This is a genomic window from Candidatus Methanomethylophilaceae archaeon (assembly GCA_017524805.1).
GTDB lineage: Archaea > Thermoplasmatota > Thermoplasmata > Methanomassiliicoccales > Methanomethylophilaceae > Methanoprimaticola.
Window position 1 is genome coordinate 167,071 of the sequence record JAFXUX010000033.1, and the last position, 16,083, is coordinate 183,153.

General features: G+C 53.0%; 9 protein-coding genes. 4 read left to right on the plus strand and 5 right to left on the minus strand.

Translation table 11 applies throughout. The features are described from left to right. Positions 1-22: 22 nt before the first annotated feature. Positions 23-1,237, minus strand: a complete 1,215-nt coding sequence (locus IKP20_07420; GenBank protein MBR4504781.1) for an isocitrate/isopropylmalate dehydrogenase family protein — start codon at positions 1,235-1,237, stop codon at positions 23-25. A gap of 162 nt (positions 1,238-1,399) precedes the next feature. Between IKP20_07420 and IKP20_07425 the strand changes: the two genes are divergently transcribed. From IKP20_07425 to IKP20_07435, 3 genes are read left to right on the plus strand one after another with little or no spacing between them, the layout of a single operon-like run. After that, positions 1,400-2,812 carry a DEAD/DEAH box helicase gene (locus tag IKP20_07425; protein MBR4504782.1) on the plus strand — a complete coding sequence of 471 codons (1,413 nt, stop codon included), beginning with the start codon at positions 1,400-1,402 and terminating at the stop codon, positions 2,810-2,812. Positions 2,813-2,827: 15 nt separating this feature from the next. Continuing rightward, a complete protein-coding gene (locus IKP20_07430; GenBank protein MBR4504783.1) occupies positions 2,828-3,361 on the plus strand; it encodes a CDP-alcohol phosphatidyltransferase family protein in 534 nt (177 codons plus the stop codon). A 29-nt stretch (positions 3,362-3,390) separates the two neighbouring features. Next, a complete protein-coding gene (locus IKP20_07435) occupies positions 3,391-5,412 on the plus strand; it encodes a hypothetical protein (GenBank protein ID MBR4504784.1) in 2,022 nt (673 codons plus the stop codon). Here the strand turns inward: IKP20_07435 and IKP20_07440 are convergent. The 3 genes from IKP20_07440 to IKP20_07450 all read right to left on the minus strand — a co-directional run bounded on the left by IKP20_07440 (position 5,407) and on the right by IKP20_07450 (position 11,729). Next, a complete protein-coding gene (locus IKP20_07440; protein ID MBR4504785.1) occupies positions 5,407-6,162 on the minus strand; it encodes an EFR1 family ferrodoxin in 756 nt (251 codons plus the stop codon). The two genes, IKP20_07435 and IKP20_07440, sit on opposite strands and share 6 nt — an antisense overlap. 44 nt (positions 6,163-6,206) lie before the next feature. Then, positions 6,207-8,825, minus strand: coding sequence for a valine--tRNA ligase (locus IKP20_07445; GenBank protein ID MBR4504786.1), 2,619 nt, complete (start codon positions 8,823-8,825; stop codon positions 6,207-6,209). Between the two features lie 291 nt (positions 8,826-9,116). Continuing rightward, entirely contained in the window at positions 9,117-11,729 is a 2,613-nt protein-coding gene (locus tag IKP20_07450) for a leucine-rich repeat protein (GenBank protein MBR4504787.1), read from the minus strand. 317 nt (positions 11,730-12,046) lie between these two features. On the opposite strand from IKP20_07450, the gene IKP20_07455 reads away from it, so the two are divergent. Continuing rightward, a complete protein-coding gene (locus tag IKP20_07455) occupies positions 12,047-12,307 on the plus strand; it encodes a hypothetical protein (GenBank protein ID MBR4504788.1) in 261 nt (86 codons plus the stop codon). Between the two features lie 141 nt (positions 12,308-12,448). Here IKP20_07455 and IKP20_07460 read toward each other — a convergent pair whose 3' ends face one another. Continuing rightward, positions 12,449-16,057, minus strand: a complete 3,609-nt coding sequence (locus IKP20_07460) for a leucine-rich repeat protein (GenBank protein ID MBR4504789.1) — start codon at positions 16,055-16,057, stop codon at positions 12,449-12,451. Between the last annotated feature and the right edge of the window lie 26 nt (positions 16,058-16,083).

Below are 16,083 nucleotides of genomic sequence, written 5' to 3' on the forward strand. Positions count from 1 at the left end.
TAGAGCCCGGAATAGGTTTGCATCATTTGGATTTGGACGCTTCGATATAGGAGTTCCAAGCCTTTTCAAGATCGGGCCTCTGTATCGTCTCCATGACGTACTGAGCGAATTGGTCGCCGGTGGCCCCGGTGTCCCTGCCGGTCATGACGAGTTTCTTCTCGAACTGGCAGCAGATATCCAAAGCCATCCCAAGCTTCCTTCCTTTTTCGTTCTCGCCGATGTGGTTCAGCATCATGGCGACGGCTTTGATCATGCTGCATGGGTCGGCATATTGGGCCCTTCCCTCGGTGACCATGCGCGGGGCGGAACCATGGATCGCCTCGAACATAGCGTATTTCTTTCCTATGTTCGCGGAACCGGCGGTACCGACTCCTCCCTGGATCTGCGCCGCTTCGTCGGTGATGATGTCTCCATAGAGGTTGGGAAGCACGAACACGCGGAAATCGCTCCTTCTGGCGGGATCTATCAGCTTCGCAGTGGCGATGTCTATGAACCAGTCGTCCCAGCGAACCTGAGGGTAGTCCTTGGCGACTTTCTCAGCGGTGCTGAGGAACAGTCCGTCCGTGGTCTTGATGATGTTGGCCTTGGTGACCAAGGAGACGTAGTTGAGATTGTTCTTGGCCGCATAGTCGAATCCGAGCCTGATTATCCTCTCGGTGCCTTGGGCGGTGGCCACGCAGAAATCCATCGCAAGATCGTCGGTTACGTTCATGCCGTCGCTGCCCATGACGTACGAGCCTTCCGTGTTCTCCCTGAAAAACGTCCAGTTGATTCCCAATTCTGGGACGGACACCGGCCTGACATTCGCGAACAGGTCGAGCTCCTTTCTCATCGCGACGTTGGCGCTCTCTATGTTGGGCCAGGGGTCGCCTTTTTTGGGCGTGGTGGTGGGGCCCTTGAGTATGACGTGGCATTTCTTCAGTTCCGCGAGAGTGTCATCGGGTATCGCCTTCATGACTTCGACGCGCCTCTCGATGGTCAGCCCATCTATCTGTCTGATCTCGACTTTCCCGGCTTTGATCTTGTCGGCAAGCAGGAATTCCAAAACTTTCTGGGCGGAAGCGCAGATGTAGGGGCCGATGCCATCCCCTCCGCACACTCCGATCACAAGCTTGTCAAGGTTGAGATAATCGGTCCAATCGCCTTCCCCCTTGAGGGTTTCCACCCTTTCGAGCTGTTTCCTTAGGAGAGCGCCGAATTTTTCCTGCGCCTTTTTTATAGCCTGTTCATCGACCATTTGAATCGTCCCTCCAACGGAATCATAATATTAAAACATCGCAAAGATGGCCGAGGGGACCGGCGACTGCACATCATTATTTAAGAGAAGCGCCGATTATGAATCCGAAAACGAAAAGTTGTCTGTGTCAGTCGCAGGCAGTGATTCAGATCAGTGATACAGATGATCTCCAATTTCACGGACATAGGGATACCCGAAGAAATAGCGAAGGCGATGGATGACATGGGGTGGACGGAACCCACCCCCATACAGATACAATCGATCCCGTTGGGACTGGAAAAAATCGACATGTTCGCCCAGGCGCAGACCGGAACCGGCAAGACGGGCGCGTACGGGACAATAATGCTGGGGACGAACCCCTCGGGAACGAAGGTGCCATCCGGGATCGTCCTCGTTCCCACCAGAGAGCTTGCCAATCAAGTGTCCGGAGAGCTCACGAAACTGTCGAAATACTCCGGGCACGTCAGCATCCCCATATACGGCGGAGCGAGCATCGAGAGCCAGATAAAGAAGCTGAAGGCTGGATGCGATATAGTCGCCGGGACCCCTGGCCGCGTCAGAGACATGATCAACAGGGGCGCCCTCAACCTGTCGGCGATAAAGACTCTCGTCCTGGACGAGGCGGACAGGATGCTTGACATGGGATTCATCGAGGACATCGAGTTCATCCTCAAGGCGATGCCCAAGGAAAGGCATACCCTGCTGTTCTCGGCCACGATGCAGGAGAATGTCAAGCAGCTCGCGTTCGATTATATGGTCAACCCCCGGGAGATATCCGTCTCCCAGGACGAAGTCGTATTGGATCTTACCAAGCAGTACTACATCTCGGTCGGCAGGAGGAACAAATCCTGGGCCCTGTGCAGGATACTCGACATCGACAAGCCGAAGGCCATCATCTTCTGCCAGACCAAGAAGATGGTGGACGTCCTCGACGAGAGGCTTTCCGAGCTCGGCTATCAGGTGGAAGCCATCCACGGGGATATGCCCCAATCCAAAAGGGAGAAGGTCATAAAGGATTTCAAGGTCGGCGGGACGGACGTGCTTATCGCCACCGATGTCGCGGCCAGAGGCCTGGATATCGACGACATAAACTACGTCATAAACTACGACATGCCCGACGACATAGACGTCTACATCCACCGCATAGGAAGGACCGGCAGGGCAGGGAAGGAAGGGACCGCAGTTTCCTTCGTCACCTCCGAGGAGGAGCACCTCATCAAAGAATTCCAGATGCGCACCGGGATCGACATAGAGAAGAGGAGCGTCCCCGAAGCCGAGCCCGGGCAGAAGGACAGCATAAAAAGGGTCGTTGATTACGACCAGATCTCCGACGTCTTCGGCATGTGCAAGTTCGAAGTCAACCTCGGGAAGAACGACGGGTTCGGTAAGGTGTCGCTCGCCGACTTCATCATCCGCAATGCGAGGGTCAGAGACGTTTCCATCGGGAAGATAGAGGTGGGGCCGGATTCCTCGGTCGTCGAAGTCCACAAGGATTTCGGGAACAGGATGACCATGGACCTCACCAAAGCGAAGCACAAAAGCAAGAAGGTATCTGTCCGCGTGATACAGGACTGAGCGATGCATCGCCTCGTGCCAGACATCCTATCCGCATCCAGGATCGTCGGGTCAGTTCTCCTGCTCTTCACCGGGGAGCTGAACGCATGGTTCCTGATCATCTTCACGTATTGCAGCGTCAGCGACGTGCTTGACGGATACATCGCCAGAAGATACGGGATCGAATCCCCCAGAGGGGAGATACTGGACAGCGCCGCGGATTTCTGTTTGATCCTGGCTATGCTCGCGGTGCTCATCCCGACCCAGCCCTGGGAGCCTTGGATGATCTGGTTCATCGCTTTGATCGCTGCCGTCCGCGGGATCTCCCTGTGCATCGGGACCTACAGATTCCGCAGGCCGGCCCTTCTCCACACCAGAATGAACAAGCTGGGCGGGCTTCTCCTTCACCTGGCCCCCTATCTCATGGCCTTCGTAGATCTTGGAATAGTAGTCGCAATAGTCTGCTCGATATGCTTCGCCGGGGCGCTGGAGGACTTGGCCATAAACTCCAAAGCGACGTCCTTGGACCGCAACATCCGCTCTTTCAGGGAGCCCCGGATTCCGCAATAATCTTTTACTGCATAGCCTGATTCCGTGCCATGACCCTCCTGATGACCAAATGCCCGTTCTGCGGCGAGAATTTCATGGTTGCCGACACCGAAGACATGGAGGGGACATGCATGCTTTGCAGCCGCTCCAAAGCATTCACGAAAGAGGAGATCAGCGACGCCGAAACCAGGCGCGATGAATTGTCCGAGAGATACATCCCTGAGATGCAGAGGATGTTCGAGAGCAAGGATGCGGAAGCGATCGCGCCGCTCGCCAAAAAAGTCGCGTCGGAGGGGGTCTCGTCTTGGTATGCCTGGTTCTTCATCGGGTGGCACGAGATGATGTCAGGGAGGACGGAGAAAGGATTCGACGACTTCTCTCTGGCGGTATCATTCTTGGACGAAGAGAGCTTCGACGAATTCTATTCGCTGGTCATGGACGCGTGCGTGGATTCCTTGGCCGACGCATGCGCCGAAGGCAGGCGCTGGAACACCGGACATCTGAGCCTCCTGGAATTCTCCTCGATAATGGACGAACGCTTCCACGACATAATGGATGCGAGCTTGGAAGAGGATCTCACCACCAAAATCGGATACTGCGACGGGGTCGCGGAAAGCGGGAGCGCTTGCCTGAACTTCGCGTTCGAAGCCGCGGACATCGCCATCAGCTACTCTTGCAACAACATGTTCCTGCCCGACCACGGCCCGGTGCTGGAGGCCGCGTCTTGGGCCGCCCTTTCCATGGCATCGAAGGCGGAAGACCTAGAGGGATCGAGAAGCAGGAACGCTTCCAAGATCAGGATGCTGTCCGAATTCCTGGACAGGGTCGGAAAGACGGAGGGCGCGATCCTGCGCGATTACGGCCCGGAGAAAATGGGTTTCCTCTGCGACCTCTGGATCGGCGAGGAGGATGACATGCATGGGGACATCCTGGAGAGAGCCTTCGAGGATTTCGTCGGCTATATGCTGTCCGACGGCCGCAACAAAGGCCGGAAAAAGAAGATGGAGGATGGGCTGGCAAGATACGAGGCGTCCATAAGGGAAGCTCTCGCCGACGAAAGGCTGGGCGCCCCCAAAGAAGAATCCGGGGACGGTTGGGAGAGCGAATATGCGGGCAAGGAATGCCCCGAATGCGGGGAGTTCGTCCCCAGCGGCCCGGGCGGCATACTGGAATGCGGATGCGGATTCAGAGGGCGCATCGTCACGCCGGCCATAGAGGATCTTCCAGACGGAATCGAAGAGCTCCGGGCGATGGCGAGGGAATCGCTGAAAGGGAGCGACTCCGAGCTTCTGAACAACCTCGGGGAATGCATCCTCGACAAGGACGGGGACGAATGGCTGGGACATCTGGCCCTCGGCAGATCGTGCGTCCTGGACGGGAATCTCCCGGTGGCCACCGTGATGCTGTCTGAGGGATCCTCGACTTTGGGGAGGAAAAGCGGGGCCGACGAATTCTGCGGCATAGCGAAGGACATCCTCGCCGAAGGCATGGCATCCGCCTCCAGAGAGGACGACCATCTGGCTTTGCTTTACATGCCGCCTCTCATCCTGAACGCCGAGAGCATGTCCAAGGGGGGTTTCCTGGGGAACGTCTTCGGCAGGATCATGGAATTGGACGGCATGAAGACTGCGCTGAGCATCGCCGTATGCACGGAAACCCTGCCGAAGCTGATCCTCTTCAGCATGTGCGGCAACCCGTACCTTCCAATATGGTCGGAGACCCTAGGGAAATCCGCCGCGCTTCTGGAGAGGGCCGAATCCAACCTCAGGAATGCGGATTGCGACGGCGAAATGAAGTCCATGCTGGGATCGAACATCAGAAAGGACATCGAATTCGTATCATATTTTGCGGATGAGATTTCTAATCGGATCTCATCGTCGAGCCCAAAGGAGATGGACGATCTGAAGGAGAAATGGAAAGGGTCGGAGGGGCTGATGGAACTCGCGCTGGATATGGCCCAGGCCACGATCTGGGGCGACTCCGAATATAAGCCTGAATCCAAAGAGGTACAGAAAGCTAAGAAGACCGCAGACCGCTTCCTGGATTCCTTCATGGGCAGGAGCCGATCATAATCCGGAATCAGGGTTGCAATAGCGCCCATGCCCTATGGTGGCCTTCCCGTACTGTATGGCGAACATGGGACACCTGTGGAGGCATGCCAGGCACATGGCGCACTTGTCCGGGACTATCACCGGCCTCTTATTCTCCATCTTTATCGCGCGGATGGGGCAGATCCTCTTGCACTCGCCGCATCCGTCGCACAGGTCGGTGACCCAGAACATCTTGGTCTTCTGCATCCCGTAAATTGCGTACAGTGGCTTGGCCATGATTCTGGACGTGGCATCCGGCATCGGGCATCTGCGGCGCGATGTGATTCCTTCCACGGCATCGGATATCATCGGCTCCGCGTCGGACAGGGTTCTGGCCACTTTGCTTTTGTCGGAGAGATCATGCATGGGTGTCCAGGTGTGCGGCATGACCGCGCGGAACATCCCGGATGTCTCGATCCCTTTGCGGGAGAGGATCCTGGCAGCCATGCCTCCCGCATCCCCGGGGGACGACCCGCAAGTGACTGCGATGTAAACATAGGTCCCGGAATCCAAATCTATCTCCGCCTTCCCGAGAAAGTCGGAGACTATCATCGGGATCCCCGAGAAATAGGTGGGAAAGACGAATCCCAGATTCTCTCCTGAAGGGACGCGGAACGAAAGATCGCCTTCCCTGAGGCAGCGGTCCATATGGATTATGGCGCTGCCGTCCGCCTCGGATATCCTCTTGGCGAGACAGAGGGAATTCCCGGTGGCGGAGAAACAGAAGATCATGGGAAATCATAGGAAAAAGTGGGCCGGCCGAAGCCGGATTCCGATCAGAGCTCGATCAGAATGAGTATTCCGCCCACCTGAATGGTGTCTACGGCCTTCCCATCGAGCATCAGGCGCTTCTCGACCTCAAAGTATTCGCTGCCGACAGAAATCATCTCGCCGCCGACCTCGACTTCCACGGCGCCGAATTCCAGGCTCTTGGAGACTTCCCCGGGATCCATGGACGCTATGGCCGAGACTATCGCTTTGGCCTTGGCTTTGAAGGCCGGCCCCAGCTTGGAATGGACGGGTTTGACGCCGGCCACCTCTTCGGTGAGGCGGGCTTCGGGCGCGATCCTTACCTCCTTCGCTTTGGTGGTCTCCTTTATGTCGTCCGCGGCGCATTCCAAATCCTTGGCATCAGCGCCCACGAACTCGACCAAAGAGAGCTCGGCGTTGAGCGGTATCTTCTTCTCCGACTTCCAGGAGCGTATCTCCGCCAGGACGTCTTTGAGCTTCTCTCCGGCGGCCTCGGCATCTTTGTCTATGAACATGGGTTCGGGCCAAGGAGTCAGATGGACGCTTCTGCATCCGTCCACCGCTTTGAAATGCTCCTGGTACACATCCTCGGTGACGTGGGGCATGAAAGGAGCGAGCATCTTTATGCTTCCGAGGAACACGTTGTATATTGTGTACCTGACGGCGGGATCGTTCCTCGCCTTCACCATCTCGACGTAATTGTCGGCGAACTCGTGCCAGATGAAGCCTTCGACTTCCCTCATGGCCTTGTCGAACTGGTACTCCTCCAGGCAGGAGGTGACGGTCTTGAGGACCTCCGTGTACCTGCTGATTATCCACCTGTCGGATACCCTGAGCTCGGAGCATTCTTTAGGAACATCAGACAGGAATCTTCCGGCGAACTGCCCGAGGTTGAACACTTTGTTGCAGAGCTTCCTGCCGCGGATGACATCCTTCTCCCTGAATGCGTGGTCGATTCCGAGGGAGCATGTGGCCGCGTAGTATCTCAGCGCATCTGCGCCGTAGTTCTTCAGGATCGGGATGGGATCGATGACGTTCCCGATGGAGGAGTGCATCGGGGTCCCGTCAGGTGCCATGATGAACCCGTGGATCATGATGTCCTTCCAGGGGATGCTCTCCTCGATCTGCTCCGCCCTGAGGATCGAATAGAACGCCCAGGTCCTGATGATGTCGTGGGACTGGGGCCTGAGGCTCATGGGGAAAAGCTTCTTGTGGAGCTCCTCGTCCCTGCCCCAGAATGTGTTGTAAAGAGAGGAACCGGAAGAATCCATCCATGTGTCGAACACATCAGGGCATCCGATGAGCTTCCCGCCGCATTTCGGGCACTTCTCCACCGGAGGAGCGTCGAAAACGGGATCGACATAGCACTGCTCCTCGGTGGCGCAGATGGCATGCCCGCAGGATTCGCATTCCCAGATTGGGATCGGAGTGGCGAAGACCCTCTGCCTGCTGAGGACCCAATCCCATTCCAAGGAGTTGGTCCAATCGCGGAGCCTGGTCTTCATGAATTCAGGATGCCAACCGATCTCGTCGGCCCTCTTGAGGATGGCGTCTTTGAATGAAGTGGTCTTGAGGAACCACTGGGGAACCTGAAGAAATTCGATGGGCGTGTGGCATCTCCAGCAGATGGAGACCTGCTGGGGGTTGTCCTCCTGCTTCACGAGAAGGCCGGCAGCGCGGAGATCTTCGATCGCGGCTTCCCTCGCCTCGAGAACCGGCATGCCTGCGTACTTCCCGGAGAGTTCGGTCATCTTCCCGCTCTCGTCGATGCCTTTCTCCATGGGGAGACGGTATTTCATGACCCACATGAGGTCGTCCTTGTCCCCGATGGTGCATATCATCACGTTTCCGGTTCCGTAGTCGAGCTTGACGGCGGGATCGGAGATGACTTTGACCCTCCTCCCATAAAGCGGAGTGATGAGCTCCTTGCCGACGAGATGGGCTTTCTCCTTGTCCTCAGGGTTGACGGCGACGACCTTGCATGTGCAGAGCAGCTCAGGCCTTGTGGTCGCGACGAGAACGTAATCGTCCTCCTTGCCGGAATCGGCGACCATGAATTTGATGTAATTCAGCTTGTTTACGTTGTCCCTATACTCGACTTCCGCGTCGGCGAGGGCGGTCATGCACCCGGGGCACCAATTGACGGGGAAGTTCGCCTTGTACACGAGACCCCTTTTGAAAAGATTCACGAAGGAAAGCTGGGTGATCTTCCTGTAATATGGAGCGTCAGTCTGGTAATAGATGCTGGGATCCATGGACTCCCCGAGCATCTTGAAGTCCTCGGTCATCTGCGCGATGAAACCGTTGGCATACTCCTCGCACAGCCTCCTGTATTCCTGCCTGGGAGTGTCGAGCTTGGTGATGTGGTGCTTCTTCTCCACCTTGACCTCTATAGGAGTCCCGTTGACGTCGAAGCAAAGGGGGAAGAACACGTTGTAGCCTCTCATCCTCCTGAAGCGGGCGGCGAAATCGATCAGAGAATACCCTGTGGCGTGCCCGAGATGGAGCGGCCCGGAAGTATACCTGGGGGGATTGTCGATGCTGAACACGGGCTTATCGGATTTGGGGTCGAAACGGTAGACCGCCTCCGAATCCCACATATCCTGCCAGCGTTTCTCTATGGAAGCTGAGTCGTACTGTGCCATGACTAACGGCCATGCATTATTGAAAACATATATAATGGGTGTCAAAAAGAGCGGATGGCTGCGCCAGAGCTCGGATTCAGCTGTGCGGACTGTCCTTCCATCTTCAAACTCATAAAGATGCTGCGCCCTCGGTATCTCATCCTTAATCTGATACCTTCAACTTCGCATAAAGGAGCATCGCAATACCCTTTTCCTCAAAATAATGTCAATAATGAGCATTGAAATGTTCTTTTTCGATAAGACTGCATATTATCTGTAAAAAGGGGTTTGGGGCATTTCAGCCCCTTTTATTCAGGATACGAGATATAACTTCGGAGCAGCTCCCGAGAACTCATGGCCTTTCAGCGTCTCCGGGGATGCCGTCAGCTTCGACTTCCCATCGTAGAATGACAGCCCATAAAACGCATAAGGGCCCATGCTATCCAGATTCCCGCCGAATTCTATGCTTTGAAGCGAATAGCAATTGGCGAAAGCTTTCATGCCAATGGATTCCACATTCTTCAAATCTGCCGAGACCAAAGTGCCGCATTTGTAGAATGCTTTGTCCGCGATGGATGCCACCGAAATCTCCCATCCCTTGTATACCACTGAAGAGGGAGCGACAGAAACCGCATCCGAATATCCGGTAATAGATGCCTTGCGGAAATCAGCGGAGATAATTGTATAGTCCAGCCCATCGACCGAGAACTGCTCGCCATCAATGAGATCCTCCAGCATGCAAAGGGCCTTGCCCGATTCGACGTACGTATGTCCACGGAGCTTCAGGGTATGTTCCATCACATTCCCATTGAAATCTTTGAAAGTAATCCCGTAGAAAGCATTGGGCCCTATATATATCAGAGATTTAGACAGATACACGTTCTCCAGGGATTTGCATCCGCTGAAAGCACTCTTCCCTATCTTCCTTACCCCATCCTCAACCGTGAGATCCTTTAGATTGATGCAGTTGAAGAAAGCGTACTCGCTTACCACGGAGATATTGCTGGGGATCGTCAGAGATGTCAGCCCATTGCAGTACGGGAACGCCTTGAATCCCACAGAAGCCACGGTGGAAAGATCTACGCTGGACACCCCGTTGTTATTGTAGAAGGCGTTAGTTCCTATGACCGCCCCATGGCCGATGAAGCGTATGTCCTTCATGTTCTTGCACGCGCTGAATGCGCTGGCTTCCAGAACGACGTCGTCCCCGGGTATAGTGATAGAGGTCAGACCGCAGCTGAAGAACGCGTAGCTTCCGATTTTCTTGAGGGTGCTGGGTATGGATATGTCTGTAAGGGACTGGCAATAGGAGAATGATTTCAGCCCGACGGATTCAACTAACCCCAGGCTCACAGATTCCAAGGATGTGCACCTGTAGAACGCATAGCTTCCTATAGTCTTCACCGAAGCCGGTATGGTCACATGCTTCAGATCTGCGCAGCCGTAGAATGCCTTGCTCGCGATGGACGTCACGGGATACCCATTGTATTCCGACGGGATCGCGACGATATCCCTGGCTCCGGCATATCCTGCTCCGAATCCGTTCAGGATGGCCTCGCCATCCCTCACGGAATAGGAAAGCTCCGAATCGCTGGAGTACAGCTTGCCGTCTCCGGAGCCCGCGAATGTATGGCCCGGAAGGGAACCGTAATCGAGCAGAGACGTTCCCGCGTAGAATTCCAGTCCGTAGAACGCATATGCCCCTATCGGCCCCACGGAATCCCCGATCGCAATATAAGACAGAGAAACACAGTTGTCGAAAGCGCCGATCCCAATGGGTCCCGCGGAGTCCCCGATCGTCAGGGAAGCCAGAGAACCGCATTCGGAAAATGCCCAGTCGCCAATCGATGCGACGGATGAGGGGATAGCGGCGGATACCAGAGAACCGCATCCGAAGAACGCATAGCTCCCGATGGACGCTACGGAATCGGGGATGCCCACAGATGCCAGATGATCGCAGCGGAAGAACGCGCGGATGCCGATCAATCCGACGGATGAGGGGATTTCGTACACATAATCCTGCTTTCCGGCCGGATAGGCTATCAGCAGAGTCTTGTCTTTGTCGAAAAGGACGCCGTCGGACGAGCTGTACTTCGCGTTCTCCTGATCCACCGCTATCGATTCCAGAGAAGAGCAGCCGCAGAATGCGCCGTCTCCGATGGACTCCGCGGAACAGGGTATGTCGACGGACGCCAAAGAGACGCAATCGGAAAATGCCCATGCCCCGATGCGTGCCACCGAACTCCCGAAGGACACGGACTCCAGCAAATCGCATCCGTAGAACGCATAATCGCCTATGCGCCCGACGGAATTTCCGATTGACACGGATTCCAAAGAATCGCAGCCGGAGAACGCATAATCGCCTATGGAATCCGCGGAATCCGGTATGGCCAGGGATTTTATGGGGGTACCTACGAACGACTGTTCGCCGATGGATACGACATGCCCTGGAATCGAAATCGATCCCAGGTTTGAGCAACCGAAGAACGCATAGCTCCCTATAGATACTATGGAATCTGGCATCGAAATCGTTCTGAGATATGAACATCCGAAGAACGCATAGCTCCCTATGGAAGTCACCTGATCTTCTATGGTCACAGATTTGATGCGATTGTCCGCCCAGGGGGAATTGATCGAGTAATCGTCCATCGGCCCTGAGCCCGATATGACCAAATTTCCGCTTCTATCAAGATTCCAAGACAGGTTTTCTCCGCAGGTTCCTGACGACGAAGCATCATACTCATCGAACAGAGGGGACATCGGTATCATGGCGGCGGCCGCGATCAGCATCAGCGCCAAGACCGCCAGCATCCCGGGGCCGTTGCGTCTCGAGGCATGGCCGCCGCTGGAGGATGGAATGCGAGTTCCTCCCTCCTCCAGACCTCCGGAATGATCGGGAAAGGGAGCGATCGATTTGATTGCCATATGCAAACCTCATATAACATGCGCTAGAACCGCATATAACATGCATATAGGATCAGGAAATAAAAAATGCTCCTGGACTCTGTGCGGAACAGATTGGAATCATACCTCGGACAATTCAAAAACATAGTGGTGGCGGGAACTAAGAAATGGCTTGAGGCTGAAAAGCTTCCACCATTCTGACGGTTCGCAGCACCCGATTATCTCCTTATTTACCGCAGCAAGAACCCGCCCCATCCTCACTGATAAATATGGAACGCGACGTTTCTTAGCACGCACTCCGGGGGTGTGGGACAATCGCATCGGAAGGAAAGATAAAAGTGGAGGTTTGGCGCCCCGCGAATTACATCATATTCGTCAGGGTCAACCCCAAAGTGATCGTCGACGGCGCAGAAGTGGGCAAAATCAAGAACGGAGAGAGCATATTCTTCGAGACGACCCCTGGAGAGCATGAGATCCAGGTCAAGGCGCTCACCACGGCCAACTACAAAGCCAAACTCGACCTTCATGAAGGAAGCATCATTAAGGTCGGAACTGACGTCGTGGGCTGGCTCCTGGAGGCCGTGGAATCCAAATCCTGATCCGGCGCGCCGCGACATAGTATTCTTCAAGAGATAATCAAGACCGAAGACCGGTCTACAAAATGTTTGGTTGGAATCCGAAGACTCCAACCATATGTGCTGAGCACATAATTAAATAGAGGGCCTGAAAGCCCATTAAATTCAGGACTCCAGATAAAGCTTCGGCACTATTCCGGAGAACGAATGCCCGCTCAAAGACTCGGGAGACAAAGAAATCTTGGTATCCCCATCGTAGAACGACAGACCGTAGAAGGCATATGCTCCGATTGATTCCAAATCATGCCCAAATTCTACACTTCTTATTGATGAACAATTGGCGAATGCTTTCATGCCTATGGACTTGACATTACTCAGATCCGCAACTCTCAAGGTTTCGCAGCCGTAAAATGCCTTATCCGCGACAGATGTCACCGAAATCGACACTCCGTTATATGTCACATTTGCGGGTACCGAGAGTACTGATCCGCTGAATCCGGTAACACAGACCTCAAGATCAACTACAGAGGTTACGCAGTAATCGAGACCGTCCAAAGAGAACCTATCTCCGACCGCGAGCCCTCCAGTCATCCTTAAAATCTTTCCGGAGCCTGCGAACGAGTTTCCGCCAAGAGTCTCAGGAGACACCGCGAGTTTTGACTTGCCGTCATAAAACGACAGACCGTAGAACGCGTAAGCACCCAGAGAAGAGAGAACGGTGCCAAACTCTACACTTTCTAACGAGAGGCAATTAGCAAAGGCTTTCATGCCAATTGACTTCACATTGACTAAATTTGCGGTCTTCAGAGTTTCGCAGCCATAAAACGCCTTATCTGCGACAGATGTCACAGACACGTCCCATCCTTTGTAAATAACGGATGATGGAATGTCAGTGACCTTACCGCGATACCCGATTATGGAAGCCTCGTGGGACTCGGCTGACGTGATCTCCAAATCCAGATTGCCAACAGAGAACGCTTCTCCGTCAATAAGCTCGGCAGTCATGCGCAGAACCTTTCCAGATCCAACGTACAAATGCCCACGGAGCTTAAGGTTCTGATCCATCGTCTTCCCATCGATCCCAATAAACTTCACACCATGGAACGCGTTGGTCCCTATGTACGTCAAAGATCCGGGGAGGGTCACACTTTCAAGACCTGTACACCCGCTGAATGCACTCTTTCCGATTTTTCTAACCCCTTCCTCGACTATGAGCTCCTTCAAATTAACACAATTGAAGAAAGCGTACTCGCTCACGACAGATACGTTGCTCGGGATTGTCACAGATGTGAGCCCGTAGCAGTACGGGAACGACTTGAACCCTACTTGAGCTACCGTCAAGAGATCTACGCTGGAAACACCATTGTTATTATAGAACGCGTTGGTCCCTATGACAGTGCCGTGGCCTGTAAAGCGTATTTCGCTCATGTTTTTGCATGCGCTGAATGCGCTGGCTTCGAGGATGACATCATCCCCAGGTATCGTAATCGATGTCAGGCCGCAACTGAAGAATGCATAGCCCCCGACTCTCTTGAGAGTCGTTGGCAACTGGATATCCTTCAAGGACTGGCAGTAAGAAAACGATTTCAAACCCACTGACTCCACAGATCCGAGACCGATGAATTCTAAGGAGGAACACTTATAGAATGAGTAATTCCCTATGCTTCTCACAGAGTCTGGGATGAATGCCTGCTTTAGATTTTCGCATCCATAAAATGCCTTATCAGCTATGAAGGTTACAGGATACCCACAGTATTTCGATGGGACCCTAAGCGTTTCCTTGGGGCCTACATAATCTGAGCCGAAGCCATTCAACGTAGCCTCACCATTCTTCACAGAAGTGGAGAACAAAGAACCCCTATCGTACAGTTTTCCATCTCCAGATCCTGTGAACATATGTCCGGAGAGAGAACTGCAATCCAGCTGATCTGCTCCTCTGTAGAAACTCACTGAAAATGCCGTGTCCTGGATGGAAATCAAAGAATCTGGTACGAATACCGACATCAACGATTCACAATAATAGAACGCTTTGTCCCCGATGGACATTACAGAATTCCCTATTGAGAGATACATCAATAATTCACAATAGGCGAACGAATAACTTCCAATCGAAGTCACGGAGTCCGGAATAGATATCGACAGCAAGGATTCGCAGTCGTAGAAAGCCCAATCCCCTATGGAAATCACGGAATCCGGAATGATTATTGAAGCAAGGGATATACATCTGCTGAATACAGAGTCACCAAGAGACGTTACATAACGCGAGATCTCCACGGATTTCAGGGAATCACAGCCAGAAAACGCATTATCTCCTATGGATGCCACGAAATCGGGAATGACTATTGATTGCAGGGAGTCGCAATTTCCGAACGCATATTCCCCTAAGGATGTCACAGAATCAGGTATAGATATCGAAGACAGGGATTCACAGCTGTAAAAAGCCCAATTCCCGATGGATGTCACGGAATCGGGGACATTTACTGAAACCAAGGATGTGCACCCATCAAATACTGAGTCACCAATGGACGTCACATAACGCGGAATATCCAAAGATTTCAGGGAATCACAGCCAGAAAAAGCACCACTTTCTATAGATGTCACGGAATCGGGAATGGATATAGACGACAGAGACTCGCAATTTCCGAACGCATGTTTCCCTAACGATGTCACGGAATCAGGTATAGATATCGACGATAGGGAGCCACAATTGTAAAAGGCCCAATTCCCGATGGATGTCACGGAATCGGGGACATTTACTGAAACCAAGGATGTGCACCCATCAAATACTGATGAACCGATGGACGTCACTGAATGTGATATTTCCAATGATTCTAAGGATATACATTCAGAAAACGCACTGCTTCCAATGTCGATCACAGAATCAGGAATGGATATGGAAGAGAGGGATTCGCAACCACTAAACGCACTGCTCCCAATCGAGGTCACGGAATTCGGAATAACTACTGATGCCAGAGATGAACACCCATTAAACGCATAACTGCCAATAGTTTTTACCGATTCAGGCATTATTAAAGATGATAATGAAGTACAATTCTCGAATGAACAAAAATCTATTTCCGTTACCGATTTACCTAAACTTACAGATTCCAAATTTTTACAGTTATAAAAAGCATAATCATCGATTAACGTTACAAAATCCGGAATTATAACTGACATCAAGGATTCGCAACCAGAAAATGCATTGCTTCCGATGGACATCACTGTGATCGGAATCACATATTCGCTGTCCTGCTTTCCGATAGGGTATTTTTTCAGAGTGATTCTGTCTTTATCGAAAAGAACGCCGTCTAATGAGCTATATTTTGTATTCTTAGGGTCAACGAATATAGACGTCATTGATGTGCAATCAGAGAAAGCATCCGACCATATGTATGTAACAGAATCGGGTATGGTCACGGATGCCAGAGATGTGCAGCCTGAAAACGCCAACCACCCGATTTCTGTCAAAGAATCGGGCAGCACCAGCGATGATAAAAGAGTGCATCCGTAAAAAGCACGGCTTCCAACAGAAGTTACCCCATTTTCAATGGTTACTGTCTTTATGCTTTGTCCCCAGGGAATAGAATCAGAATAGCTGTAATCCACCATCTCTCCTGATCCGGAAATGGTTAAATTGCCGCTATCGTCAAGATACCAAGTAACATTATCTCCGCAAGTTCCAGTTGATGTGGCGTCGACCGAGTCCGCCAAAACCAACATCCCACCTGCAATGGCTAATAAAGCCATCACCAGACAACATTTATAATCCGTCATCAGACTAAATCTCCTTTCAAGAGTGC

What these genes read in the sequence shown, in the direction of transcription:
- IKP20_07420 (MBR4504781.1), bottom strand. Translation starts at nt 1,237, where the DNA reads ATGGTCGATGAACAGGCTATAAAAAAGGCGCAGGAAAAATTCGGCGCT.
- IKP20_07425 (MBR4504782.1), top strand. Translation starts at nt 1,400, where the DNA reads ATGATCTCCAATTTCACGGACATAGGGATACCCGAAGAAATAGCGAAG.
- IKP20_07435 (MBR4504784.1), top strand. Translation starts at nt 3,391, where the DNA reads ATGACCCTCCTGATGACCAAATGCCCGTTCTGCGGCGAGAATTTCATG.
- IKP20_07440 (MBR4504785.1), bottom strand. Translation starts at nt 6,162, where the DNA reads ATGATCTTCTGTTTCTCCGCCACCGGGAATTCCCTCTGTCTCGCCAAG.
- IKP20_07445 (MBR4504786.1), bottom strand. Translation starts at nt 8,825, where the DNA reads ATGGCACAGTACGACTCAGCTTCCATAGAGAAACGCTGGCAGGATATG.
- IKP20_07450 (MBR4504787.1), bottom strand. Translation starts at nt 11,729, where the DNA reads ATGGCAATCAAATCGATCGCTCCCTTTCCCGATCATTCCGGAGGTCTG.
- IKP20_07460 (MBR4504789.1), bottom strand. Translation starts at nt 16,057, where the DNA reads ATGACGGATTATAAATGTTGTCTGGTGATGGCTTTATTAGCCATTGCA.